General features: G+C 64.8%; 21 protein-coding genes. 10 read left to right on the top strand and 11 right to left on the bottom strand.

Features of this window, described 5'->3' with window-relative positions:
- Positions 1–66: 66 nt before the first annotated feature.
- From LB566_RS07900 to LB566_RS07870, 7 genes are all read right to left on the bottom strand, one after another.
- On the bottom strand, positions 67–444 hold the full coding sequence (locus LB566_RS07900) for a hypothetical protein (protein WP_140549609.1): 378 nt from the start codon (positions 442–444) through the stop codon (positions 67–69).
- Between the two features lie 187 nt (positions 445–631).
- Positions 632–2,077: a homospermidine synthase gene (locus LB566_RS07895; protein ID WP_224623958.1), complete on the bottom strand. Its 1,446-nt coding sequence runs from the start codon at positions 2,075–2,077 to the stop codon at positions 632–634.
- Between the two features lie 110 nt (positions 2,078–2,187).
- On the bottom strand, positions 2,188–3,111 hold the full coding sequence (locus LB566_RS07890) for a heme-dependent oxidative N-demethylase family protein (RefSeq protein ID WP_224623957.1): 924 nt from the start codon (positions 3,109–3,111) through the stop codon (positions 2,188–2,190).
- Positions 3,112–3,114: 3 nt separating this feature from the next.
- On the bottom strand, positions 3,115–3,777 hold the full coding sequence (locus tag LB566_RS07885) for an aminotransferase class IV family protein (RefSeq protein ID WP_224623956.1): 663 nt from the start codon (positions 3,775–3,777) through the stop codon (positions 3,115–3,117).
- On the bottom strand, positions 3,726–4,889 hold the full coding sequence (locus tag LB566_RS07880) for an aminodeoxychorismate synthase component I (RefSeq protein ID WP_411910463.1): 1,164 nt from the start codon (positions 4,887–4,889) through the stop codon (positions 3,726–3,728). The genes LB566_RS07885 and LB566_RS07880 overlap by 52 nt, the downstream gene beginning before the upstream one ends.
- 187 nt (positions 4,890–5,076) lie before the next feature.
- On the bottom strand, positions 5,077–5,796 hold the full coding sequence (locus tag LB566_RS07875; RefSeq protein WP_140549613.1) for a proton-conducting membrane transporter: 720 nt from the start codon (positions 5,794–5,796) through the stop codon (positions 5,077–5,079).
- 374 nt (positions 5,797–6,170) lie between these two features.
- The gene (locus LB566_RS07870) at positions 6,171–8,009 is read right to left on the bottom strand and encodes a M3 family oligoendopeptidase (protein WP_224623955.1); all 1,839 of its coding nucleotides are present in this window, start codon (positions 8,007–8,009) and stop codon (positions 6,171–6,173) included.
- Between the two features lie 169 nt (positions 8,010–8,178).
- Here LB566_RS07870 and LB566_RS07865 point away from each other — a divergent pair, with 169 nt between their 5' ends.
- The 3 genes from LB566_RS07865 to LB566_RS07855 all read left to right on the top strand — a co-directional run bounded on the left by LB566_RS07865 (position 8,179) and on the right by LB566_RS07855 (position 12,380).
- Positions 8,179–9,714, top strand: a complete 1,536-nt coding sequence (locus tag LB566_RS07865; RefSeq protein WP_224623954.1) for a sigma-54-dependent transcriptional regulator — start codon at positions 8,179–8,181, stop codon at positions 9,712–9,714.
- Positions 9,715–10,183: 469 nt separating this feature from the next.
- Positions 10,184–12,010, top strand: coding sequence for a DUF882 domain-containing protein (locus LB566_RS07860; protein ID WP_224623953.1), 1,827 nt, complete (start codon positions 10,184–10,186; stop codon positions 12,008–12,010).
- A 193-nt stretch (positions 12,011–12,203) separates the two neighbouring features.
- The gene (locus LB566_RS07855; RefSeq protein ID WP_140560312.1) at positions 12,204–12,380 is read left to right on the top strand and encodes a hypothetical protein; all 177 of its coding nucleotides are present in this window, start codon (positions 12,204–12,206) and stop codon (positions 12,378–12,380) included.
- 82 nt (positions 12,381–12,462) lie between these two features.
- Here the strand turns inward: LB566_RS07855 and LB566_RS07850 are convergent, their stop codons facing one another.
- Complete coding sequence (locus LB566_RS07850; protein WP_224623952.1) at positions 12,463–13,335, bottom strand: AraC family transcriptional regulator; 873 nt, start codon at positions 13,333–13,335, stop codon at positions 12,463–12,465.
- A gap of 239 nt (positions 13,336–13,574) precedes the next feature.
- Here LB566_RS07850 and LB566_RS07845 point away from each other — a divergent pair, with 239 nt between their 5' ends.
- Complete coding sequence (locus tag LB566_RS07845) at positions 13,575–14,333, top strand: SDR family oxidoreductase (RefSeq protein ID WP_140549617.1); 759 nt, start codon at positions 13,575–13,577, stop codon at positions 14,331–14,333.
- Between the two features lie 11 nt (positions 14,334–14,344).
- On the opposite strand, the gene LB566_RS07840 is transcribed toward LB566_RS07845, so the two are convergent.
- The gene (locus LB566_RS07840; protein WP_140566208.1) at positions 14,345–14,983 is read right to left on the bottom strand and encodes a 2-dehydro-3-deoxy-phosphogluconate aldolase; all 639 of its coding nucleotides are present in this window, start codon (positions 14,981–14,983) and stop codon (positions 14,345–14,347) included.
- Between the two features lie 187 nt (positions 14,984–15,170).
- On the opposite strand from LB566_RS07840, the gene LB566_RS07835 reads away from it, so the two are divergent.
- From LB566_RS07835 to LB566_RS07825, 3 genes are all read left to right on the top strand, one after another.
- Complete coding sequence (locus tag LB566_RS07835) at positions 15,171–16,100, top strand: rhodanese-related sulfurtransferase (protein ID WP_224623951.1); 930 nt, start codon at positions 15,171–15,173, stop codon at positions 16,098–16,100.
- A gap of 115 nt (positions 16,101–16,215) precedes the next feature.
- The gene (locus LB566_RS07830) at positions 16,216–16,956 is read left to right on the top strand and encodes a tellurite resistance TerB family protein (RefSeq protein ID WP_140549620.1); all 741 of its coding nucleotides are present in this window, start codon (positions 16,216–16,218) and stop codon (positions 16,954–16,956) included.
- Positions 16,957–17,439: 483 nt separating this feature from the next.
- Positions 17,440–18,192 carry an SDR family oxidoreductase gene (locus tag LB566_RS07825; protein WP_224623950.1) on the top strand — a complete coding sequence of 251 codons (753 nt, stop codon included), beginning with the start codon at positions 17,440–17,442 and terminating at the stop codon, positions 18,190–18,192.
- On the opposite strand, the gene LB566_RS07820 is transcribed toward LB566_RS07825, so the two are convergent.
- A complete protein-coding gene (locus LB566_RS07820) occupies positions 18,193–18,567 on the bottom strand; it encodes a YciI family protein (protein WP_224623949.1) in 375 nt (124 codons plus the stop codon).
- 164 nt (positions 18,568–18,731) lie between these two features.
- Positions 18,732–19,916, bottom strand: coding sequence for a pyridoxal phosphate-dependent aminotransferase (locus LB566_RS07815; RefSeq protein WP_224623948.1), 1,185 nt, complete (start codon positions 19,914–19,916; stop codon positions 18,732–18,734).
- An 83-nt stretch (positions 19,917–19,999) separates the two neighbouring features.
- On the opposite strand from LB566_RS07815, the gene LB566_RS07810 reads away from it, so the two are divergent.
- The 3 genes from LB566_RS07810 to LB566_RS07800 are packed head-to-tail and all read left to right on the top strand — an operon-like array spanning position 20,000 to position 21,987.
- Positions 20,000–20,686: a GNAT family N-acetyltransferase gene (locus tag LB566_RS07810; RefSeq protein WP_224623947.1), complete on the top strand. Its 687-nt coding sequence runs from the start codon at positions 20,000–20,002 to the stop codon at positions 20,684–20,686.
- Positions 20,687–20,697: 11 nt separating this feature from the next.
- A complete protein-coding gene (locus tag LB566_RS07805; protein ID WP_224623946.1) occupies positions 20,698–21,714 on the top strand; it encodes a cation diffusion facilitator family transporter in 1,017 nt (338 codons plus the stop codon).
- 60 nt (positions 21,715–21,774) lie between these two features.
- Positions 21,775–21,987: a SoxR reducing system RseC family protein gene (locus tag LB566_RS07800; protein ID WP_140549626.1), complete on the top strand. Its 213-nt coding sequence runs from the start codon at positions 21,775–21,777 to the stop codon at positions 21,985–21,987.
- Positions 21,988–21,996 lie beyond the last annotated feature (9 nt).

Raw genomic sequence — 21,996 nt, 5'->3', positions numbered from 1 at the left:
TTTGTCGGCGCAAAAAAGGACGGCGGCCCGTGGCCGCCGTCCTTGGAGAGACGAATACCGGCCGGTTCAGGTGCGTCGCGTCAGCACGAAGTTCTGGCCGGCGCCGCTGGTGCAGTTGAGCTGGCTGGTGGACACAAGCAGGCAATTGAAGCTCACCGGCGTCTGCCGGATCAGCGAGGTTCCGTGAATCTCGACGGACGTGGCGCCGGTCATCGTATAGGTGCCGTCGGACAGCTTCTGGCCGGTGTCGGTGGCCACCGTGGTGAAGGTTCCGCCGGCAAAGGTCGAAAGACCGGTGCCCTTGGCGTCGATCCATGCGCCTTCGACGCCTTTCGGCGCGGCACCTAGCGGTGGCTGGTCGGGTCCGCTGGTTGCACAAGCGGCAAGCCCCATCATCGTGGCCGCCGCAACACTCATCGAAAGAATCTGGCGCGCAATGGTCATGTAAAAATCCTCTCCTCGCCCGTCGGCCCGAAATCGGAAAACGACTTTCGGAAAGCACGGGTGCATGCATCCAAGTTTCAAGAGCGCAGTTCATGCGTCCAGATGGACGCGGCTTGCTCCCGTCCGCATCCTTCAATCGCCCGATTTCCGGGCGATTGCAAGGCAGTGAGGCATGCTTGGCGCGACGCTATCGCACCAGGATGTTGCGGAATTGCCACGGGTCGTTCCGGTCGAGGTCCTCCGGAAACAGGCCGGGCCGATTATCGAGCGGCGTCCAGTCGGTATAATAGCCCTTCACCGGTCCGAGATATTGCGACTGCACGTCCAGACAGCGCTTGTAGTTCATCTCGTCGGCCTCGACGATGCCGGCTTCGGGGTTCTCCAGCGCCCAGACCATGCCGGCCAGAACCGCCGAGGTGACCTGCATGCCGGTGGCGTTCTGGTAAGGCGCCAGCTTGCGCGCTTCGGCGAGCGACAATTGCGAGCCGTACCAGTAGGCGTTCTTGTCATGGCCGTAGAGCAGCACGCCGAGCTCGTCGACGCCGTCGACCAGTTCGTTTTCGTCGAGCACATGGTGTACCGGTTGCGCCTTGCCGGCGGCGCCGAACATTTCATGCAGCGACAGCACCGCGTCGTTGCAGGGATGATAGGCGTAGTGGCAGGTCGGGCGGTACTGAACCTTGCCCTTTTTGGAGCGCACTGTGAAGAAATCGGCGATCGAGATCGCCTCGTTGTGGGTCACCAGGAAGCCGTATTGCGCACCCGGCGTCGGGCACCACGAGCGCACGCGCGTGTTGGCGCCGGGCTGCTCCAGATAGATTGCGGCCTTGGAGCCATGCTTGTGTTTCTTGCCGTTCTTGGGCATCCATTTCTCATGCGTACCCCAGCCGAGCTCGGCGGGCTGCAGGCCCTCGGAGATGAAGCCCTCGACCGACCAGGTGTTCCAGAACACGTCCATCGGCTTCGGCTTCTTGGTGCGCTGGGTGTCGCGCTCGGCGATATGGATGCCCTTGACGCCGGCCTTCTTCATGAGCTTCGCCCAGCCCTCGCGGTCTTCCTGCGCGGGTTCCGAAAACTCGAGGCCGAGATCGGTGGCCAGGTTGACCAATGCCTGCTTGACGAACCATGAAACCATGCCCGGATTGGCGCCGCAGGTGGAGACCGCCGTCGCGCCGCCGGGCTTGTCGTGCTTTTCCTTGAGCAGCGACTCGCGCAACGCATAATTGGTGCGACTGGCATTGTCGGCCGTGGCATCGAAGTAGAAACCGAGCCACGGCTCGACGACGGTGTCGATGTAGAGCACGCCGAGCTTGCGGCAGAGCCGCATCAGATCCACCGAGCCGGTGTCGACCGACAGGTTGACGCAAAAACCTTGGCCGCCGCCATTGGTCAGCAGCGGCGTCAGGAGCTTCTTGTAGTTCTTCTCGGTCACCGCATCCTGCATGAAGGTGATGCCACGCTCATCGAGCAGCGCGCGGTCGTTGCCCAGGGGGTCGATGACCGTCATGCGCGATTTGTCGAACTTGAAATGGCGCTCGATCAGCGGCAGCGTGCCCCGTCCGATCGAGCCGAAGCCGATCATCACCACAGGGCCGGTGATCTCACCGTAAACGGGCCAGTTTTCATTCGCCATTTTATCGAGCACTCCTTCAGACAGGTGCAAAACCCGGGCATTCTCGCCCAACGGGCATGCGCTACATCACAGATCATTGTCATAAACCAGTGAAAAGCGCCAACCGCCGGTCAGGCGGCGTTCGCCATTTGGTTAAGGATGCCGACCAGCCGGTCGCGGTCTGATGTCAAGCCCTTGTAATCGAGCTGGGCGATGTCGAGCGCTTCGAGCTGGGCAGCGAAAGCCGGAGCCAACGTTGCCCGGTCGGGGTGATGCGCCAACGCCGCCAGCGGGTCGAGATGAATGCGGATGGTGAACAGGATGTCGCCCGAGACGGGCAATTTTCGAAGCGTCTGCCGCTCGACGCGGATGAAGGCGTGGGCATTGACGTCCCCATCGGCAAATCGCGACGGGCGGCTGGCGGCGCGCTCGATGCGCTCGACATTGGATAGCGGGTGGTAGAGCGCATCGCCCGATTGAATCGACCAGTTGTAGCGCTCCACGGCCTGACCCTGGAGGCCGTCGAACATGCGGTTGATCAGCTCGGCCGGGCGCGTGCCGGGGCCAAAACCCGGCACAGGCGCATGGATCTGCTGCAAGGGCTTGCCGAATTTTTCGAGCAGCGACCATGAGGAGGGAAAGCAGAGCGAGCCGGCGGCGAGCCGCCAGCCGTCGTCGCCGCGGCGCATCAGGATCAGGTCTTCCTGGACGAGCAGCGAGGCCGCGACAAGCGGCGCCTTGGCGAAGTCGCCCTCGGGATTGCCGGCGGCGCCGATCACCTCGACCCCGCCATTGGCGCCCCGATGGGTTTCGGGAAATATCTGCGGCAAGTGCGCTTCGAGCAGGTCGAGCACTTCGCGCTGGGCATCGCGCGTGCCGTCTTCCTCGACGAACACGGTGCCGGGCATTTCGGCATAGAGGCGGCGCTTCTCGGCGAGGAACGGCAGGAGGTGTTCGTCGACTTCGATCCAGTCGGCCAGGGCAAGCGGCTTCAGCCCGATGGTGAACAGCTTGGACGAGCCATCATAGGGCGTGTGGGTGGGCAGCGATGTCATGCTTCAGATCAGCTTTGCCGGGATCAAGCCGCGCAGTGAATTGCCGACATAGAGCGCCCTGGCGGATTTCAAGTCGTCAAAGCTGTAGATCGCTTCGCGGGCGCGGCCTTCATCCAGAAGCGCGCCGCGCAATACGCCAGGCAGCAGCCCGCAATCGAGGCGGGGCGTCAAAAGCATGCCGTCGCCGAAATCGGCGAAGACATTGGTGATGGTGCCTTCGCACATCTCACCACGCTCGTTGGCCAACAGCACTTCGTCGGCCTGGGTGACGAGATATTCGGCGCGGGCATGCGTGTAGACCTGCCGCCGGCTGGTCTTGTGGCGCAGCAGCATGTCGTGCGAATCGAGCCTCGTGCGCGCCAGCCGCAGCGTCCAGACCTTATCGGCGGCGAGCGGCTCATAGGGCTGGACCGAGGCGGCCGCGTCGCCACTGCGCGCCAAAGCCAGGCGGGTGCGAAAGGCGTTGCGCGCGCCGTCGACAGCCTTGCCCAACACGTCGCCGATCCTTTGCGGGTCGCAGGCAAAACCGAGTTCGGCCGCCGAACCATAGAGGCGCGCCAGATGCCGCTCCAAGCGCAGGAAGCCCGTGGCCGGCTCCCAGCGCATGGTCTCGATCAATTCGAAACCGGCGGCGTTCCCGTCGCGAAGCGGGCTTTCAAGAGACACTCCTGATACTCCTCCTGCGCGGTTGAATCGAAGACGATGCCGCCGCCGACATTGTAGACGGCCTCGCCGCCGGGAAAGAGCGAGATGGTGCGGATCGCCACGGAAAAGCGCATCGTGCCGCCGGGCGCGATCCAGCCGATGGCGCCGCAATAGACATCGCGGGGCGTGCCTTCAAGGTCATGCAGGATCTCCATGGCGCGGATTTTCGGCGCGCCGGTGATGGAGCCGCAGGGAAACAGCGCTGCAAAGATCTGGCGGATCGTGAGGCCCGGCAGCAGCTTCGCCCTGACGTCGCTCACCATCTGGTGGACGGTCGGATAGGTCTCGATGCGGAACAGTTCGGGCACTTCCAGCGTGCCGACCTCGCTGATCAGTGAGATGTCGTTGCGAAGCAGGTCGACGATCATCCGGTTCTCGGCCTGGTTCTTCTCGTCATTGCGCAGGAAGGTTTTCTGGCGCTCGTCGTCGGCTTCCGTCGCACCACGCGGTGCCGTGCCCTTCATCGGATGGGTCTCGACCATGCCCTGCGCGTCGATCTCGAAGAACAGTTCGGGTGAGCGCGACAGCACGACCGGATCGCCAAGCGAAACCAGCGCGCCGTATTTCACCGGCTGGCGTTCGGTCAGCGCGTCGAAGGCGGCGAGCGGATCGCCCGACCATTGCGCATGCACCGGAAAGGTCAGGTTGCCCTGGTAGCAGTCGCCTTGCCTGATGTGCCGGTGCAGCCGCGAGAACCGCTTCTCGTAGTCCTCGAACGACCATGTCGCTCTTGCATCGAAGATGGGGCCGTTGGTCGCCGCCGCCTTGCGGGGCGGCACCGGCTCTTGCACCGGCGCGTCGAAGACGCCCAGGCAGACCAGCGGGGCGCGGCGCCCGGCCGGCAGCAACGGAACCAGCTTCGGCTCCAGCAGGTAGCCCGCCTCGTATGAGAAATAGCCGGCAAGCCATTTGCCGGCGTCATGCGCGGCCTGGGCCGCCTGCAGCGCGGCCGAGAAATCCCGGGCCTCGTGCGCCGTGATGATGTCGTCCGGTCGGTCGAAAACGAGCTGGCGCGCGCTTTCGTCATTGCGGAAAATTGCGGCGGGCAGGGGCATGGAACTCGGCGCGTGGATCGATGAAGCCAATGATGGCTCTATATGGGGGGCCAGCCGCGCGCAATCGAGGGAGCGGCACCTTGCCACTTAAAGCCGACCTCTGGCCCAACCTCTGGCCGATCCGTGGGCAGACCTTGCCGCCAAAAGCAAACCGGCGGCGCTTCGTTCGCGCCGCCGGCCGCAATCGTCGGATCTGGCCTGTCGCTCAGGTGTTGCTGGCGGTTCCGGCCGATGGAAACTGCCTGGCGAACTCCGCCTCGTTGCCGGCGGCGAGCAGCTTGGCCTGCTCGATCCAGCGCTCGCGCGCGATACGGCCGTCGAAATTCATGACGTCCTCGATCCGCTTGACATCCGCGGCTGTCCAGGCGGCGATCTGGGCAAAGCTGGTGACGCCTTGTGCCCTGAGCAGCTTCTCGTTGACCGGGCCGATACCGATCAGCCGACGCAGATTGTCGGGTTTGCCGGACGCCGCCTTGGCCGGCGCGGCCTTCGCCGCCTTCCTGGGCGTCGCGCTGGCCTTGGGTGCGGTCTTGGCGGCAGCGGCCTTCGGCGCGCCGGTCTTCGCGGCGCTGGAAGCGGCCTTGGCCGCAGCCGGCTTCCTGGGCGCCGGCTTGGCCGCCGGAGCGGATTTGGCAGGGGTGGGCGTCGACATCAATGCGGCCGGCGCCGGGGCCGCCGCCTTTGCCGGGCCGGAGCCGGTCGAGGCCTCGCGCAGCTGGCGCTCGAGGTCGGCGCGGGTGCGCCCACCGGCATCCAACTCGCCGGTCAGGCGATCGCTGTCGGCCCGCAGCCGGTCGCGCTCGCTGCGTGTGCGGTCGAGGTCGCCGCGCAAGCTGTCGAGCTCACCGCGCAAGCGTCCCCAGATGAACCAGCCAACCAGCACACCCACAAGGAACGCCAGGAGCATGTAGAAAAAAGTGCCCATTGTCTCTCTCCAGTCAGATCCGTCTGCCGCGGCATTGGACTTAATGACCTTCGGCGAAGGACTACTCGATGATGGTTCCGCCGCCTGCGGAACAGCCGGCTTCAGTCGAGCCGTCGGCATCGGCTTTGCAAGCCATGGCCAATGGCCGTCGTCGCGTGTACCGGAGCGCCGCGGTCGCCTGAGACTTCCCCGCCCGACCCGCATGCTCCGGCTGAGCTTGGCGGGGAGGCTATCATAGAGCTTACGGAAAGCTATGGGAAAACTACGAAAGAGAGTTATTCAAGAACAGATATTCAGACCAAGAATAGTGTGGTCCCAATATGCATTCCGGCTAAACTGTTCTGAGCAGGTGGGGACGGCGTACAGAAGACGCCTCAGTTGTCGAGCGCTTCCAGCTCGTCGATCAGGCCGCTGATCACGCCAAGCCCGATCTGCCAGAAGGCGGGATCGGTGGCATCGAGGCCGAAAGGCGCCAGAAGCTGCGAATGATGCTTGGTGCCACCGGCGCGCAGCATCTCGAAATATTTGTCCTGGAAGCCACGCTCGGCGTTCTGGTAGACCGCGTAGAGCGAGTTCACCAGACAGTCGCCGAACGCATAGGCGTAGACGTAAAAGGGCGAATGGATGAAGTGCGGGATGTAGGTCCAGAACACTTCGTAACCGTCGCGCAGCTTTATCGCCGGGCCCAGACTTTCCGCCTGCACCTCCAGCCAGAATTGGCCGAGCCTGTCGGATGTCAGTTCGCCGTTGCGGCGCTCCGCATGCACCTTGCGCTCGAACTCGTAGAAGGCGATCTGGCGCACGACCGTGTTGATCATGTCCTCGACCTTCTGGGCGAGCATGGCCTTGCGCTCGCGCCTGTCGGTGGTCTGCTCGAGCAACGAGCGGAAGGTCAGCATCTCGCCGAAAACGGACGCCGTCTCGGCCAGCGTCAGCGGCGTCGAGGCCATCAGCGCGCCCTGGCCGCCGGCCAGCACCTGGTGCACGCCATGGCCAAGCTCATGCGCCAGCGTCATCACGTCGCGCGGCTTGCCCATGTAGTTGAGCAGCACGTAGGGGTGCGCCGAAGGCACGGTCGGATGGGCGAAGGCCCCGGGGGATTTGCCTGGGCGCACCGGCGCGTCGATCCAGTTGCGGTCGAAGAAAGTCCGCGCGATCTCGGCCATCTCGGGCGAGAAGCGCTGATAGGCGGACAGCACCGTGTTCCTGGCCTCGTCCCAGCCGATCACCGCCTGCGGCGTCTCCGGCAGCGGCGCGTTGCGGTCCCAGTGGTTCATCACCTCCATGCCCAGCCAGCGCGCCTTCATCCGGTAATAGCGGTGTGACAGGCGCGGATAGGCCTCGCGCACCGCTGAAGCCAGCGCATCGACCACACCGCGCTCGACGCGGTTGGCGAGATGGCGTGAATCGGCGATGTCCTCGAAGCCGCGCCAGCGGTCCGAGATTTCCTTGTCCTTGGCCAGCGTGTTGGTGACCAGCGTGAAGGTGCGCAAATTCCTCCGGAAGGTCTGGGCGAGCGCCTCGGAGGCGCGGCGTCGCACCTCGCCGTCGGCATCCTGCAATCGGTTCAGGGCCGGTTCAAGCGTCAGTTCCTCGCCGTCGACGTCGAAGCGCAAGTCCGTCATCGTCTCGTCGAACAGCCGGTTCCAGGCACTGCGCCCGGTGATCGACTTCTCGTGGAAAAGCTGCTCGACGCGATCCTCGAGCTGATAGGGCTTGTCCAGGCGCAGATCGAGCACCCAGGGCCGGTAATGACCGAAGGCGGGGTCGGCGGCGAGCGCGCCCTCGATCGCCGCGTCGTCGATCAGGTTCAGTTCGAGCGCGAAGAACAGAAGATGCGCGCTGGCGTCGGTCATCTTCTCCTGGATGTCGCCATAGAGCTTGGCGCGCTGCGGATCGGCGGTGTTGCCGGCGTAGATGAGGCCGGCATAGGAGACGATGCGGCCGATCAGCTCTTCCAGGGCCTCATAGGCGACAAGCGCTTCGCCCAGCCTGCCTGCGCTGCCGCGCTCGGCCTCGGCGGACAGCGTGCCCTTCCAGCGGCTCTCGAAGGCGACCGCATCCGCAGCGGCTTTCGCGATGTCGCGCTTCAGCTCCGGCGCCTCCATGCCGGCATAGAGGTCGGCGAGATTCCATTCCGGCAGATCGCCAAGCTCGGCGGCGCCCTGACCGGAAGCTGGCGCCGCAGGCCGCCGATCAAACATCACGCGCATCGACAATACCTTCTTTTAATCAAGTGGCCGGGCCCAGGGCCAGAATCAAGGAGAACGGAGAAGCCGGTCAAATCCTAAGGAATTCGTTCACCGGGTTTTTTGAAACCTTATTTAGAACCCTGTGCCAAGATGGTCCATGGGGATATCAGGCGGGCGGCTCAAGACAGTCATGACAGGTTCCATACTCATAGTCGATGACGATCCCGTGCAGCGCCGGCTGCTCGAGGCGGCGGTGACGCGGTTCGGCCACACCGCAATCGTCGTTGACGGGGGCGCTGCCGGCCTCGACGCCCTCGACGGGCCCGGCGCCCGCGACGTGTCGGTGGTCATCCTCGATCTGGTCATGCCCGATCTCGATGGCATCGGCGTGCTCAAGGCGATGCGCGAGCGCGGCATCACCATCCCGGTCATCGTGCAGACCGCCCAGGGCGGCATCGAGACCGTGGTTTCGGCGATGCGCCACGGCGCCTTCGACTTCGTCGTCAAGCCGGCCTCTCCCGACAGGCTGCAGGCCTCGATCGCCAACGCGCTCAAGGTCGAGGCTGTCGAAGGCGAGGTCAAGCGCACGTCGCGCCGGCGCGGCGGGCTGCTGACCTTCAGGGACATGATCACGCACAGCCCCGCCATGGACAAGGTGATCCGCCTCGGCCAGAAAGCGGCGGCATCCAACATCCCGATCCTGATCGAGGGCGAATCCGGCGTCGGCAAGGAACTGGTGGCGCGCGCCATACAGGGCAGCGGCGACCGCCGCTCGAAACCTTTCGTCACCGTCAATTGCGGCGCCATTCCCGACAATCTGGTCGAATCGATCCTGTTCGGCCATGAGAAGGGCTCGTTTACCGGAGCCACGGAGAAGCACACCGGCAAATTCGTCGAAGCGCATTCGGGCACGCTGTTCCTGGACGAGATCGGCGACCTGCCGCTCGACGTGCAGGTCAAGCTGCTGCGCGCCGTCCAGGATGGCGAGGTCGATCCGGTCGGCGGCCGCGCCACGGTCCGGGTCGATATCAGGCTGATTTCGGCGACGCACCGCAATCTCCTGCAGCAGGTCAAGGACGGCAAGTTCCGCGAGGACCTGTTCTACCGGCTCAACGTCTACCCGATCTATGTGCCGCCATTGCGCGACCGCCGCGACGACATTCCCGATCTGGTCGCACATTTCATGGAGAAGGTGGCTCCGGCAGACCCGCGCCATCGCCTGCGGGGCATTTCGGCGGCGGCGCTCGCCGTGCTGCAGGCCTATGACTGGCCCGGCAACATCCGGCAGCTGGAAAATGCCGTCTTCCGCGCCTCGGTGCTGTGCGAAGGCGATGTGCTCGGCGTCGAGGATTTCCCGCAAATCCGCGCCCAGGTGGAGGGCACGGTCCGTCTCGATGTGGACATCGCGCCGGCAGGCCCGGCTTTGGCCGTAGAACCGCGCGACGAGTCAGCGCTGAGCGGTGAGGGCGTTTCCGCTACCGAACCCGAATCGCCGATGCGGCTTCAGCCACGCTTCGGCACGCTGCGCGCGCTCGACGAACGCGGCAATGTGCGCGCCCTGGCGGATGTCGAACTGGAGATGATCAAGCTCGCCATCGATCACTATAACGGCCAGATGAGCGAAGTCGCCCGCCGCCTCGGCATCGGCCGCTCGACGCTTTACCGCAAGCTCAAGGAATACGGCATCGATCCGGAAACCGGCAGGTTGGACCGGCTCGCTTCCTGAGGGCGCTGTCGCGCACAGCCGCCCGATGTCCGGCCTGAGAGCGGTCGGCCCGAATGCGGTCACGCAAGGCCGGGACCAGCTTGCGCTGCCATCATGTCGCCGGTGCATTGACTGGACCGGAATGTGGCGCGCCGATGGCGACGTCCCCGACGGTCCTGTTCACGCATTAAGGCTAAGTGTAACGGATCGTGTTTCGGCCAAAAGGGGAATCGTGATCTAAACCAGCGGTTTACCAAGAAACCTTGTGGACAATTTTTGGCGGGATATCGCCACGGTGTTACCGCATTTCGGCTTCAATAAGCGATGATTAACCATTAGGATCGATATTCGGATGTGACAACGACACGTCCGTTTGGGCAAATCCGGGGACAAACGGCAGCCTGCAAGGCCTTTTGATTTGAACAGAATCGAACGACACACAAACGGGCGGCACTATCATTTGAGCGTCTGGCCGAAGTGGCTGGCGGCCATGATTGTCGCATTTGGTTTTCTTGCCGCTGCCGCAACCGGCGCCAGGGCCGAAGTCCGTTCGCTGAAGCTCTACCACCTCCACACGCACGAGAAGGCGGAGATCGTCTACAAGCGCAACGGCCGTTACGACCAGGCCGGGCTGAGGAAGATCAACATCATCCTGCGCGACTGGCGCCGCAACGAGCCGACCAAGATGGACCCGCGCCTGCTGGACCTGGTCTGGGAAGCCTATCGGGAAAGCGGCGCCACCGACTATATCCAGGTGGTTTGCGGCTATCGCTCGCCGTCGACGAACTCGATGCTGCGCAGCCGCAGCAAGGGTGTCGCCGAGAAGAGCCAGCACATGCTCGGCAAGGCGATGGACTTCTACATTCCCGGCGTGCCGCTGAAGAAGCTGCGCAATATCGGGCTCAAGATGCAGGGCGGCGGCGTCGGCTACTATCCGAGATCCGGTTCGCCATTCGTCCACATGGACGTCGGCAATGTGCGCCATTGGCCCGGTATCAGCCGACAGGAACTGGTGAGCCTGTTCCCGAACGGCAAGACGCTGCACGTGCCGAGCGACGGCCGGCCGCTGCCCGGCTTTGAGCAGGCGCTTGCCTCATACAAGGCACGCAAAGGCTCCGGCGGCGCCGCCATCGAGTTGGCCAGCGCCGGCGGCGGTTCGAAAAGGTCCGGCGGACTGCTGGCTGCCTTCTTCGGCGGCGGCGACGATGAGGCCGACGACAGCGCCGATGTCGCATCGGCAGAGCCGGCGCCGAAGCCGAGAAGCGTGAAGCCGGCACCGGCGAGCACCGCCAAGAGCGACACCCTGCCGGGGATCGCGATCGTGGCGCCCGAGAACGCCAAGCGCGCCGAGATCCCGCAGGTCGCCGAGGAGCAGGCCCCGGAGCCGGAAAAGGATACGCCCGAGACGATCATCGCGGCGTTGCCGGCACGCAGCATCCCGCTGCCCGATTTCGCGCCGCGGCCGAAAGTCGATGTCGGCGCGCAGCCGCCTGAGAATGTTCCCTTCGGCATGGCGGATGCGACGGCCAGCACCGAACAGACCGTGGCAACCGTGCAGACGCCGGCGAATATGCCTTTCGGCAAGGCTGATCCCTCGGCGGTCTCCGCCGATGCAGCGCAGGTTGCCGCCAACAACATACCTTTGCCGACATGGCGCCCCGAACACACGTTGCCGGCGGTGCTGGCGCCTGCGCCCAGCAAGGATGTGCTGATGGCGCTGGCCGAGACGGCCGAGCGTGGCAAGACCGCGACCGATGCCTTCTCGGTGCTGCCAAGCGCGCGGCCGGATATGACCAATATCGATGCGGCCAAGCCCGATGCGGCCAAGCCCGATGCGGTCAAGGCCGTGCTCGACGAGGCCGAGGCGCTTCCCGTGCAGGCTGACTATTATCGGGTTGCGTCGTTGTCCGAGCCTCGTTCGGCTTTCAACGACCCGTCCGGCGTCGATGCCGCATCGCCGCGCGAGGCCGTCGTCGCCCGCGCTGCCGGTTCCGATCCGGTCGCCGCGATCGGCGCCGGCGTGAAGACGACCCGCAAGGAGGCCAGAGCCACCGCCCGCGACCTGAAACCCGGTCCCAAGGCCATCGTGATTGCCGCCGCGCCGCAGGCCGCCCGCTGGGCGCTGACCAGCGGCGAGAATGTCGCGACGGTTTCGAGCGCCACGACGGCGCCGGGCTACGCCTACAACGTGGTCCACACGCCGCCGAGCGAGGTCTACACGGCCGGCTTCCAGCAGGGCGACCAGATGGCGGATGCGAACCGTTTCACCGGCAATGCCGTAAAATTCCTGTCCGTCGCGCGCTTCCAGACGAAGTAAGCGTAAAGACCGGGCATTCCGAAAGCCGCGCTGGGCAACCGGCGCGGCTTTTTGTTGTCAGCCGGCTGTGTGCGGGAACAACCGGCATGCATGAAGCCGGCCCGTGGGATCACGGGTGCCTGAACTTCTCGTGAAAACGTAAAAGCCGCTCGTTTCCGGGGTAGAATGGCTGCGTTCCAACCTGGGGATATTCATGAAGAAGATTCTATTGGCATCCGTCCTGGCGCTGGTGGCGGCATCGGCGGCTATTGCTCCCTCGCAAGCCGAAACCGTGATCATCAAAAATGGCAAGCATCACTGCCGGACCAAGGTGGTCACGCATTGGAAGCATCACCACAAGGTGGTCGAGAAGGTCAGGGTCTGCAACTGACCGCCAAGGTTGGCTGCCATGGCACCAAACTAGCCCGACCGGCGCGAGCTGGCCGGGCTTTTTCGTGCCCGCCCGGGATGGTTCAGTCGATGTCCAGGGCGGCCGCTTCGCCCCGCGCCAGAAGCCGCGCGGCATCGCGCGCGGGCGGCAACCCGAACTGACGCGCATATTCCCGGCTGAACTGTGAAGCACTTTCATAGCCGACCGTAAAGGCAACCCGCGCGGCGTTTCCAGGCTGGGCCAGCAGCAGGTGGCGGGCCTCCAGCAGGCGGACCTGCTTCTGGTACTGGATCGGGCTCATCGCCGTCGCCGCCTTGAAGTGGCGATGAAACGCAGCGCTGCTCATATTGGCGAGCTCGGCCAACCGCCGCACCTCGATGGGCTCGTCATAGTGAGCCCGGATCCAGGCGGTCGCCCGGCGGATCTGTGACAAGCGGCTGTCGGCGCCGGCGAGCTGGCGCAACTTCGCGCCTTGTGGGCCTTGCAATAGGCGAAACAATATCTCGCGCTCGAGCAGGGGAGCGAGCACGGGAATCTCGGCGGGCCTGTCGAGCAGCCGCAGCATCCGGCGCCACGCGTCGAGCAGGTCGTCATTGGCCAGGTAGGTCATGAAATCGTCGCCACCGACGGCCGGCTCGTGCTCGATGAGCAGGGCTGCGATCGCGTTGACATCGAGGGCGAAGCCGATGGCCACATAGGGATGCGCGGTGCTTGCCTCGATCAGCTGGCTGGTGGCGGGTGTCTCGACCGCGTAGACGAAATAGCTGCCGGCTTGATAACGAAGTGTGCGCTCGCCGATCAGCACCGATTTCGTGCCTTGCAGCACGAACAGCGCCGTCGGCTGACAAAGCTCGGGCATCGGCGGCGTCGGGACCTCGCTGCGGCCGATCGTAACGCGAGGGATCGCCGTCCTTGTCCGCCGTCCATGCGCATGGCGGGTGGCGATGGCGATCAATTCCAGCAGCGCTTCTCTCATCGTTTCAGCATTGCCGATCCGCGTGGGCCGCGCAACCAGGTGAGAGGATCAGGCAAGAGCAAGAGAGTTTTCGGCGCGCGAGGCCCGTCGCAATGCCCCATCTCTAAGGCGCGTCGCGTTTGGCGACGCGCCATGGGTTTTCGTTTTATGCATGTCGTTCTCCCAGACCGGAACCCCTTTTGGCGACATGCATCAGGCCTCTACAAGGAGATTTGGATATGACCGCATCGAAGAGCGCGCTGGTGACCGGCGCCAACAAGGGCATCGGCCTGGAGACCGCACGGCGCCTGGCGGCGACAGGATTCAAGGTCTGGCTCGGCGCCCGCGACGCCGAACGCGGCGCCGGGGCGGCACAGGCGCTGCGCAGCGAAGGGCTCGACGTCGAGTGGCTCGAACTCGACGTCGCCGATGACGAAAGCGTGGCGGCCGCCGCCAGGACCGTCGCGGCGCGGGTGCCGAGCCTCGACGTGCTGGTCAACAATGCCGGGATCGCCCCGCGATATGTCGACGCGCTCGGCCCCGACGGCCGCTATGAGCTGCCGCCGAGCCGGGAGAATGTCGCCGATATCAAGGCCACCTATGACGTCAACGTCTTCGGCCCGGTCCGCGTCACCCAGGCATTCCTGCCGCTCTTGCTGGCCTCGCCCGCCGGCCGCATCGTCATGGTAAGCAGCTATATCGGCTCGATCGCACGCGCGCAGGACGCAACAGGTGAAAACCAGTCGCCCAACATCATGGGCTATGGCAGCTCCAAGACGGCGCTCAACGCCATCACGGTGGCGTTCGCCAGGGAGCTCGCGCCGCGCGGCATCAAGGTGAATGCGGCCGCTCCCGGCTACACCGCGACCGATCTCAACGGGCACAGGGGCGGTCGCACGGTGCGGCAGGCAGCCGAGATCATCGTGCGCCTGGCGACGCTGGATGCCGATGGTCCGACTGCCGGCTATTTCGACGAGAATGGCCCGCTGCGCTGGTGAACGCGAAAGCGTTATCCGGCGAGCTTGCTTGCGGCGCGTGCGAGAGCTTCGATCTCGTCCCACCTGCCGGCCTTGACCATGTCGTCGGGGGCGACCCAGGAGCCGCCGACGCAGATGACATTGGGCAGGCTGAGATAGTCGGCCGCGTTCTTGCCGGTGATGCCGCCGGTCGGGCAGAATTTCACGTCGGCGAGCGGCGAGGCGAATGCCTTCAGCGAGGCGATGCCGCCGGACTGCTCGGCCGGGAAGAACTTCAGGAAGCGCAAGCCGGCTTCGCGCGCGGCCATGATCTCGCCGGGGGTGATGGCGCCGGGCAGCAACGGAACCTCGCTGTCGGCGGCGCCTGCCAGAAGCTCGCGGGTTATGCCCGGGCTGACGATGAATTGCGAGCCGGCGGCGGCCGCCTCGTCGAACTGGCGCGCATCCAGAATGGTGCCGGCACCGACGATGGCTTCCTCGACCTCGCCCGCCACGCGGCGGATCGCTTCCAGCGCATCCGCGGTCCTGAGCGTGATCTCGATGGCCGGCAGGCCACCGCGCGCCAAAGCGCGGGCCAAGGGCACCGCATTGGCAACATCAGCGATCTTCAGCACCGGGATGACCGGCTGGCCGTTGAGCAGCGACAGGAGTTTTTCGGTCTTGCTGGGCATCTTCTTCTCCATATCGTTGTCAATTCAACCGATTAGCAGACTGATATTTTCCTGTCCACGCAACCGGGCGTGTCGTGATGTCACGCACGCCGGGCAGCTTACGGGCTCTTCCGGAACAGGGCCATGACAAGCCGTCATACCCGTTTCACCTTGAATCGGCTTTTACGAGCGTCTAGTTGCTCTGGCAATGACACCGTCCGCACCATCCCAGCCTGTCCGCGTCGCCGCGCTCTACAAATTTGCGCGGCTCGACGCCTTCCAGGCGCTGCGGGCGCCGCTGGCCGCTTTTTGCTGTGGCCGCGGCATCAGGGGTACGCTGCTTCTGGCGCATGAAGGCATCAACGGCACGGTCGCCGGCAGCGATGCGGCGATTGCCGAACTGATCGGACATCTCGAAGCCATCGACGGGCTGTCCGGCCTCGAGGTGAAATACAGCAGCGCCGCGCAAACGCCCTTCCACCGCATGAAGGTGCGGCTGAAGCGCGAGATCGTCACCATGGGTGTCCAAGACATCGACCCGGCGAAAAGTGCGGGCACCTATGTCGCGCCGGCCGACTGGAACGCGCTGATTTCCCAACCCGGCACGATCGTCATCGACACGCGCAACGCCTACGAAGTGTCGATCGGCACCTTCAAGGGCGCCATCGATCCGGCGACCGCGAGCTTTCGCGAATTCCCGGCCTGGGTGGAAGAGCACCGCGCGGAGCTGGAAGGCCGCAAGGTCGCCATGTTCTGCACCGGCGGCATACGCTGCGAAAAGGCGACGGCCTATGTCAGGTCGCTCGGTCTCGAGGAGGTGTTCCATCTCAAGGGCGGCATCCTGAAATATCTCGAAGACGTGCCGGCCGAAGACAGCCTGTGGCAAGGCGAATGCTTCGTCTTCGACGAACGGGTTTCGGTGTCGCACGGCCTCGCCGAGGGCGACGCCGAGCTCTGCCGCGCCTGCCGGCATCCGCTGACCTTGGATGAGCTGACATCGCCGAAATTTGCCGCCGGCGTCTCTTGCCCGCATTGTTTCGACGCTCGTTCGGACGACGACCGCCAGCGCTACGCCGAGCGCCAGCGGCAGGTCGAGCTGGCGCAGGCGCGGGGCAGGGGACCGCATATCGGATCCTGATCAAGGCGCCTGGGCCGGGACAAAGCGGCGCCCGTCATTGCAATGCCTGGTTTCGGGACCTACGTCTTCGGCGTTCGAAACCTGCCCGTTCGGCCGGGCAATCCTGGAGGCATTGATGTTCGATCCCAAGAAGCTTCTCGACGATCTGCTCGGCTCGCAAATTCCCGGCACCGGCGGCACGGTCCGCGACAAGGCGGGACAGGCGGTGCAGATGGCCAAGGACAATCCTCTTGCGGCGGGCGCGCTGGCCGCGGTGCTGCTTGGAACCGGCGCCGGGCGCCAGGTCACCGGTGCCGCCGTCAAGCTCGGCGGGTTGGCAGCGATCGGCGGCCTCGCCTACAAGGCCTACCAGAACTACAAGGCCGGCAATGCACCCGAGCAGGCGCCGGCGGCCGGCGAACCGGAATTGCTGCCGCCGCCGAAGGACACTGCCTTCCACCCGTCGCAGGCGCCGCAGGGCGAGGACGAATTCACGCTGACCCTGGTGCGGGCGATGATCTCGGCGGCCAAGGCCGACGGCCATGTCGACGACGAGGAGCGCAAGAAGATCGCCGGCAAGCTGAGCCTCGCGGGGATCGGTTCCGATGCGGAAAAATTCCTGATGGCGGAGCTGGAGAGCCCGCTCGACCTCGACACGCTGGTGGCCGGCGCCAAGACCGACGCGCAGAAGCTCGAACTCTACACGGCGTCGCGCCTTACGATCGATCCCGACACACGCGCCGAGCGCGGCTATCTCGATCTGCTCGCGGGCCGGCTCGGCCTGCCGGATGCGCTGATCGACCATGTCGAGGCGACGGTTTCGGCGGTCAAAGTGCCGGCTGCCAAGGCCGGGACCTCACCCAATCCACGCTGGTAGGCTAAAACGGAACAGGCGGGCCTTGGTGGCGTTAACCTCTCGTTAACCCAGGAAGCGCATGATTCTAGACAGTCGGATCGGCTTTCCTCCTCCCAAGTCCGGTCCAGATCAGGGCGGTCGCCAATGACCGCCCTTTTTGTCGGCCCTCCGGGCTTCCCGAAAACGAGTTGCACTTTTCGGCACCCGGCCAGGCTACGAACCCGCGATAGGAATTTTTTCCTTGACTGGGTGAAGGCAACTATGGTAGATATTTGGTTATGGTGCTGAGTTGCGCCAGGGACCCGCCGCACAGGCGGGTTTTCCGTTCAAAGGCTCCCTCGACAGCGCGTCGTCAAAGGCTCCGAAGAGACCTGTCGGCTCGGATTCGGTGCCCTGGCCACCAGCGTCCCGCTTGCCATCGCCGCCGTCATTTGCGATGCCTTTTCTCCCTGGACCACCTGAAAATAGTCGAGCCAAATGCGGCGCAGCCGGAGGATATCTGCCATGACCGAAAAAACCGCCATCGTCACCGGCGCCGGCACGGGCATCGGCAAGAGCGTCGCCACCGCGCTGCTCAAAGCCGGCTGGAATACCGTGTTCTGCGGACGCCGGAAGGCGCTGCTGGACGCGGCGATCGCCGCGGCCGGGCAGACGGATGCCAAGGCACTGGCTGTCGCCTGCGACATCAGCAAGCCCGCCGAGGTCGATGATTTGTTCGAGACGGTGGCGGAGGCGTTCGGCCGCGTCGACCTGCTCTTCAACAATGCCGGCATGGGCTACAAGTCGACGCCGATCGACGAAATACCGGTCGAGGTGTGGAACGATGTTGTGGGCGTAAACCTTACCGGTTCGTTCCTGTGCGCCCGCGCGGCCTTCCGCGCCATGCGCAAGCAGAAACCGATGGGCGGCCGCATCATCAACAACGGCTCCATCTCGGCCTACGCGCCGCGCCCGGGATCGGTGCCCTATACCGCGACCAAGCATGCCATCACCGGGCTGACCAAGACGCTGGCGCTCGACGGCCGCCCCTACGACATCGCCTGCGGCCAGATCGACATCGGCAATGCGCTGACCGACATGGCCCAACCGATGACGGTCGGCGTGCCGCAGGCCAACGGCTCCATTGCCGCCGAAGCGGTGATGGACGTCCAGCACGTGGCCGACGCCGTCGTCCACATGGCCAGCCTGCCGCTCGAGGCCAATGTGCTGTTCATGACCGTGATGGCGACCAAGATGCCATTCGTGGGCAGAGGCTGATTAGGCCCCCGCCAGCGCCACGCCGGGCAGATAGAGCGCGATCGGGCGAATCTCGTAGACGGCGGTCGGGTTGACGCGGCGCAGATCGCGCGCGATGGCGATCGCGTCATCGCGCTTGGCGCAATCGACGACGTAGAGGCCGAGAAGCTGTTCCTTGGTCTCGGCGAAGGGGCCATCGATGACGGTGCCGTCGCCCGGTCCGCGCAAGGTGCAGGCCGACTGGGTCGCTCCAAGCCGCGCCGAGGGGCCAAGCATGCCCTGCCGGTAAAGCCGGTCGTTGACCTCGAGCAGGTCGGCCATCAGTGCCGCGTCCTGCTCAGGCGTCAGCTCCGCGATCGCTGCTTCCGCATGGTAGGCGAGGATGGCGTAAAACATCTGGCGCGACCCCTTCTTCGATCCTGGTTGCAAGGGTGCGACAGTAGCCGTTCCCGACATGCTCGCCCAGCCTCCGGCCACGCGCATCCCGACGGCTCATGACAGCGAGGAGCTGCGTTCGATCACGGCAAGCTATCTGAACCGGCCAAGGTCCGGGCTGAGCCTCACTTGGCCAGGAACGCTCCGATCCTGTCCAGCGCGCGTAAAATGTTCTCCTCGGAATTGGCGTAGGAGAGCCTGACATAGCCCTCGCCGAGAATGCCGAAATCGGGGCCGCCGATCAACGCGACGCCGGCGCCGTCGAGCAGGGCCGAGGCCAGTTGCTTCGCCTTCCAGCCGGTCTTCGACACGTTGGGGAAGGCATAGAAGGCGCCCTTGGGCGTGATGCAGGAAATGTTTGGCAGGGCGTTCAGTCCCTCGACCACGACCTTCCTGCGGCGGTCGAAGGCGCGCATCATCGTGTCGACGTCGTCCTGCGGGCCGTCGATGGCCGCGATACCGGCGAACTGGCTCGGCGCGTTGACGCAGGACCAGCAATTGACCGCCAGCTTGCGCACCTTGTCGTAGAGATGGGCGCCCTTGTCGCCGTTCGGCCAGATCGACCAGCCCATGCGCCAACCGGTCATCGCCCAGGTCTTGGACCAGCCGTTGAGCACGATCAGCCGGTCGCGGATTTCGGGGAAGCCGAGCAGCGAGCAGTGTTTTTCGCCGTCATAGGTCATCACGTCGTAGATCTCGTCGGAGAGGATGGCGACCTGGGGATGCGCCTCCAGTCCCTTGACCAGCTTCTCGATCTCGGCGCGCGGCGTGACCCCGCCGGTCGGATTGGCCGGCGAGTTGAGGATCAGGAGCCTCGTCTTCGAGGTGATCAGCGCCAGCGTCTCATCGGCCGAGAAGGCAAAGCCGTTCTCCTCGCGCATCGGCACGGGAATGGGTGCAGCACCGGTGAACTCGATCATCGAGCGGTAGATGGGAAAACCGGGATCAGGATAGAGGATCTCGGCGCCGGGTTCGCCGAACATGAGGATGGCGGCGAACATGGTCGGCTTGCCGCCGGGCAGGATCATCACCGCCTCGGGCGATACCTCGACCCCGGTCGTGGTCAGCGTGCGGCGCACCACCGCCTCGCGCGTCGCCAACAGACCGTTCGCCGGCGTGTAGCCGTGGTGGCCGTCGCGCAGCGCCTTGATCGCCGCCTCGACAATGTGCTGCGGCGTCTTGAAGTCGGGCTGGCCGATGCCGAGATTGACGATGTCACGGCCTTGTTGGGCGAGTGCCGTGGCCCTCGCGAGCACGGCGAAGGCGTTTTCCTCGCCGAGGCGATCGAAGGCCGAAATCGTGTGGAGCATTTTTCCCGTCCGTGTGGTTCTTGCTATGCGGTTGCGTTTTTGTGAGCTTCGGCCCGCAAAAGTCAAACGGATTGGAGCTTTCGGTGTCGGAAAATCTCAAAGACTGGCAGCCGCGTCCGCGCCCGGAGCGCAGGGTGCTGGAGGGCCGCTATGTCAGGCTTGAACCGCTGAGCGCAGCCAAGCACGGCGATGGCCTCTATGGAGCGTCTTCCGTGGCCGACGTCGATGGCCGCTTCGCCTGGCTGCCCGACTATCCGCCGGAAACCCGCGCCGCCTTCCAGCCCTGGCTCGACAAGGCGGAGGCGAGCGGGGATCCGCTGTTCTTCGCCGTCATCGACAAGGCGAGTGGCAAAATCGCCGGACGCCAGACCTTGATGCGCATCGATCCGGCCTATGGCGTCATCGAGATCGGCAACATCTATTGGGGGCCGCTCATCTCGCGCAAGCCGGCGGCGACGGAAGCGCAGTTCCTGTTCATGAAATACATTTTCGACGAGCTCGGCTATCGCCGCTACGAATGGAAATGCAACAACCGCAACGAGCCGTCGAAGCGCGCGGCGGAACGGTTCGGCTTCAAGTTCGAGGGCGTTTTCCGCCAGCACCTGATCGTCAAGGGTGAAAACCGCGACACCGCATGGTATTCGATCATCGACAAGGAATGGCCGGCCTTGCGCAAAGCCTACGAGGCGTGGCTCGATCCGGCCAATTTCGACGGTGCCGGCCAGCAGAAACGACGGCTCGAGGATTGTCGCGCGGAAGTTGGCGCCTAGGAGTTTTATCATTGGCGCACAGCCACGATCACAGCGGGCACGATCACAGCGGGCACGACCACAGCGGGCATAGTCATGGCGCGGGCCATGTGCATGGCTCGACCGACAAGAAGCGCGTTCTGATCGCTGCCTGCCTGACGGCGGGCTTCATGGTGGCCGAGGCGCTTGGCGGCCTCTTCACCGGCTCTCTGGCGCTGTTGGCCGATGCCGGCCACATGCTTGCCGACGCCATTGCGCTCGGCCTTGCCTGGTATGCGTTTCATCTTGCGGACCGGCCGGCGACCGTCCGCCTGACCTATGGCTTCGGGCGGGTCAAGACGCTGGTGGCTTACACCAACGGCATCGCCATCTTCGTCATCGCGCTGTGGATCGTCTACGAGGCGTGGGAGCGCCTGCAGACGCCGGCGCCGGTGCTGGGCGGGCCGATGCTGGTGGTGGCGATCCTCGGCCTGCTGGTAAACATCGGCTCTTTCCTGGTGCTGCATGGCGGCAACCGCGAAAGCCTCAACATGCGCGGCGCCATACTGCATGTGCTCGGCGACCTGCTCGGCTCGGCCGCGGCGATCGTGGCGGCGATCGTCATTCTGGCGACCGGCTGGACCCCGATCGATCCGATCCTGTCGGTGCTGGTCTCGCTGCTGATCCTGTCCACGGCATGGTCGCTGATGCGTGCCGCCGCCCATGTCCTGCTCGAAGGCGTGCCGCCAAGCCTCGACCGCGATCTGATCGCAAGCGACATCGCGACGAGGGTCCAGGGGGTGCGCGAAGTGCACCACATGCACATCTGGTCGATCGACGGCACCAGCAGCATGGCGACGCTGCATGCCTGCCTCGACGAGGGCGTGGACGCGCACAAGGCGGTCAGCGCGATCAAGAAGCGGCTTGCGTCGGAGCATGGCATCAGCCATGCCACGGTGGAACCGGAATTCGGCCAGTGCGCCGACGACGGCGACGAGCACGATCATGACCATGACCATGATCACCACCAGGGGCATGACGCGGCTTTGCATCATGGCCACCATCACTGACGCGGGGAACCCAAGCGCCTTGAATCCGAGCTCGACGACCCCTGGCCACGCCGGGACAGCATAATGGATCGCGATACCAGGAACGCCGCCATCGCGGCGCTGTCGATCATGCTGCTGTTCGGCATCGCCGTCTATTTCCTCCCAAACATCATGCTGGCCCTCGGCGACCTGTCGACCGCGCTCGCCGGCATCTTCGGCACTGCGTTCGTGCTGGCTTTTTTCTTGGTGTTCTGGCTGCGCGCGCGCAGCCAGCGCAAAAATCAGGGCAAATAAGGGATATCG

This window comes from Mesorhizobium sp. CA13, from assembly GCF_020165235.1.
Classification (GTDB): Bacteria; Pseudomonadota; Alphaproteobacteria; order Rhizobiales; family Rhizobiaceae; genus Mesorhizobium.
This window is presented reverse-complemented; position numbering and strand designations above follow the sequence as displayed.

Coding starts and splice junctions, on each gene's coding strand:
- LB566_RS07845 (WP_140549617.1), top strand. CDS start 13,575: ATGACCGCATCGAAGAGCGCGCTGGTGACCGGCGCCAACAAGGGCATC.
- LB566_RS07855 (WP_140560312.1), top strand. CDS start 12,204: ATGAAGAAGATTCTATTGGCATCCGTCCTGGCGCTGGTGGCGGCATCG.
- LB566_RS07820 (WP_224623949.1), bottom strand. CDS start 18,567: ATGTTTTACGCCATCCTCGCCTACCATGCGGAAGCAGCGATCGCGGAG.
- LB566_RS07835 (WP_224623951.1), top strand. CDS start 15,171: ATGACACCGTCCGCACCATCCCAGCCTGTCCGCGTCGCCGCGCTCTAC.
- LB566_RS07830 (WP_140549620.1), top strand. CDS start 16,216: ATGTTCGATCCCAAGAAGCTTCTCGACGATCTGCTCGGCTCGCAAATT.
- LB566_RS07870 (WP_224623955.1), bottom strand. CDS start 8,009: ATGCGCGTGATGTTTGATCGGCGGCCTGCGGCGCCAGCTTCCGGTCAG.
- LB566_RS07875 (WP_140549613.1), bottom strand. CDS start 5,796: ATGGGCACTTTTTTCTACATGCTCCTGGCGTTCCTTGTGGGTGTGCTG.
- LB566_RS07860 (WP_224623953.1), top strand. CDS start 10,184: ATGATTGTCGCATTTGGTTTTCTTGCCGCTGCCGCAACCGGCGCCAGG.
- LB566_RS07825 (WP_224623950.1), top strand. CDS start 17,440: ATGACCGAAAAAACCGCCATCGTCACCGGCGCCGGCACGGGCATCGGC.
- LB566_RS07900 (WP_140549609.1), bottom strand. CDS start 444: ATGACCATTGCGCGCCAGATTCTTTCGATGAGTGTTGCGGCGGCCACG.
- LB566_RS07840 (WP_140566208.1), bottom strand. CDS start 14,983: ATGCCCAGCAAGACCGAAAAACTCCTGTCGCTGCTCAACGGCCAGCCG.
- LB566_RS07895 (WP_224623958.1), bottom strand. CDS start 2,077: ATGGCGAATGAAAACTGGCCCGTTTACGGTGAGATCACCGGCCCTGTG.
- LB566_RS07815 (WP_224623948.1), bottom strand. CDS start 19,916: ATGCTCCACACGATTTCGGCCTTCGATCGCCTCGGCGAGGAAAACGCC.
- LB566_RS07865 (WP_224623954.1), top strand. CDS start 8,179: ATGACAGGTTCCATACTCATAGTCGATGACGATCCCGTGCAGCGCCGG.
- LB566_RS07890 (WP_224623957.1), bottom strand. CDS start 3,111: ATGACATCGCTGCCCACCCACACGCCCTATGATGGCTCGTCCAAGCTG.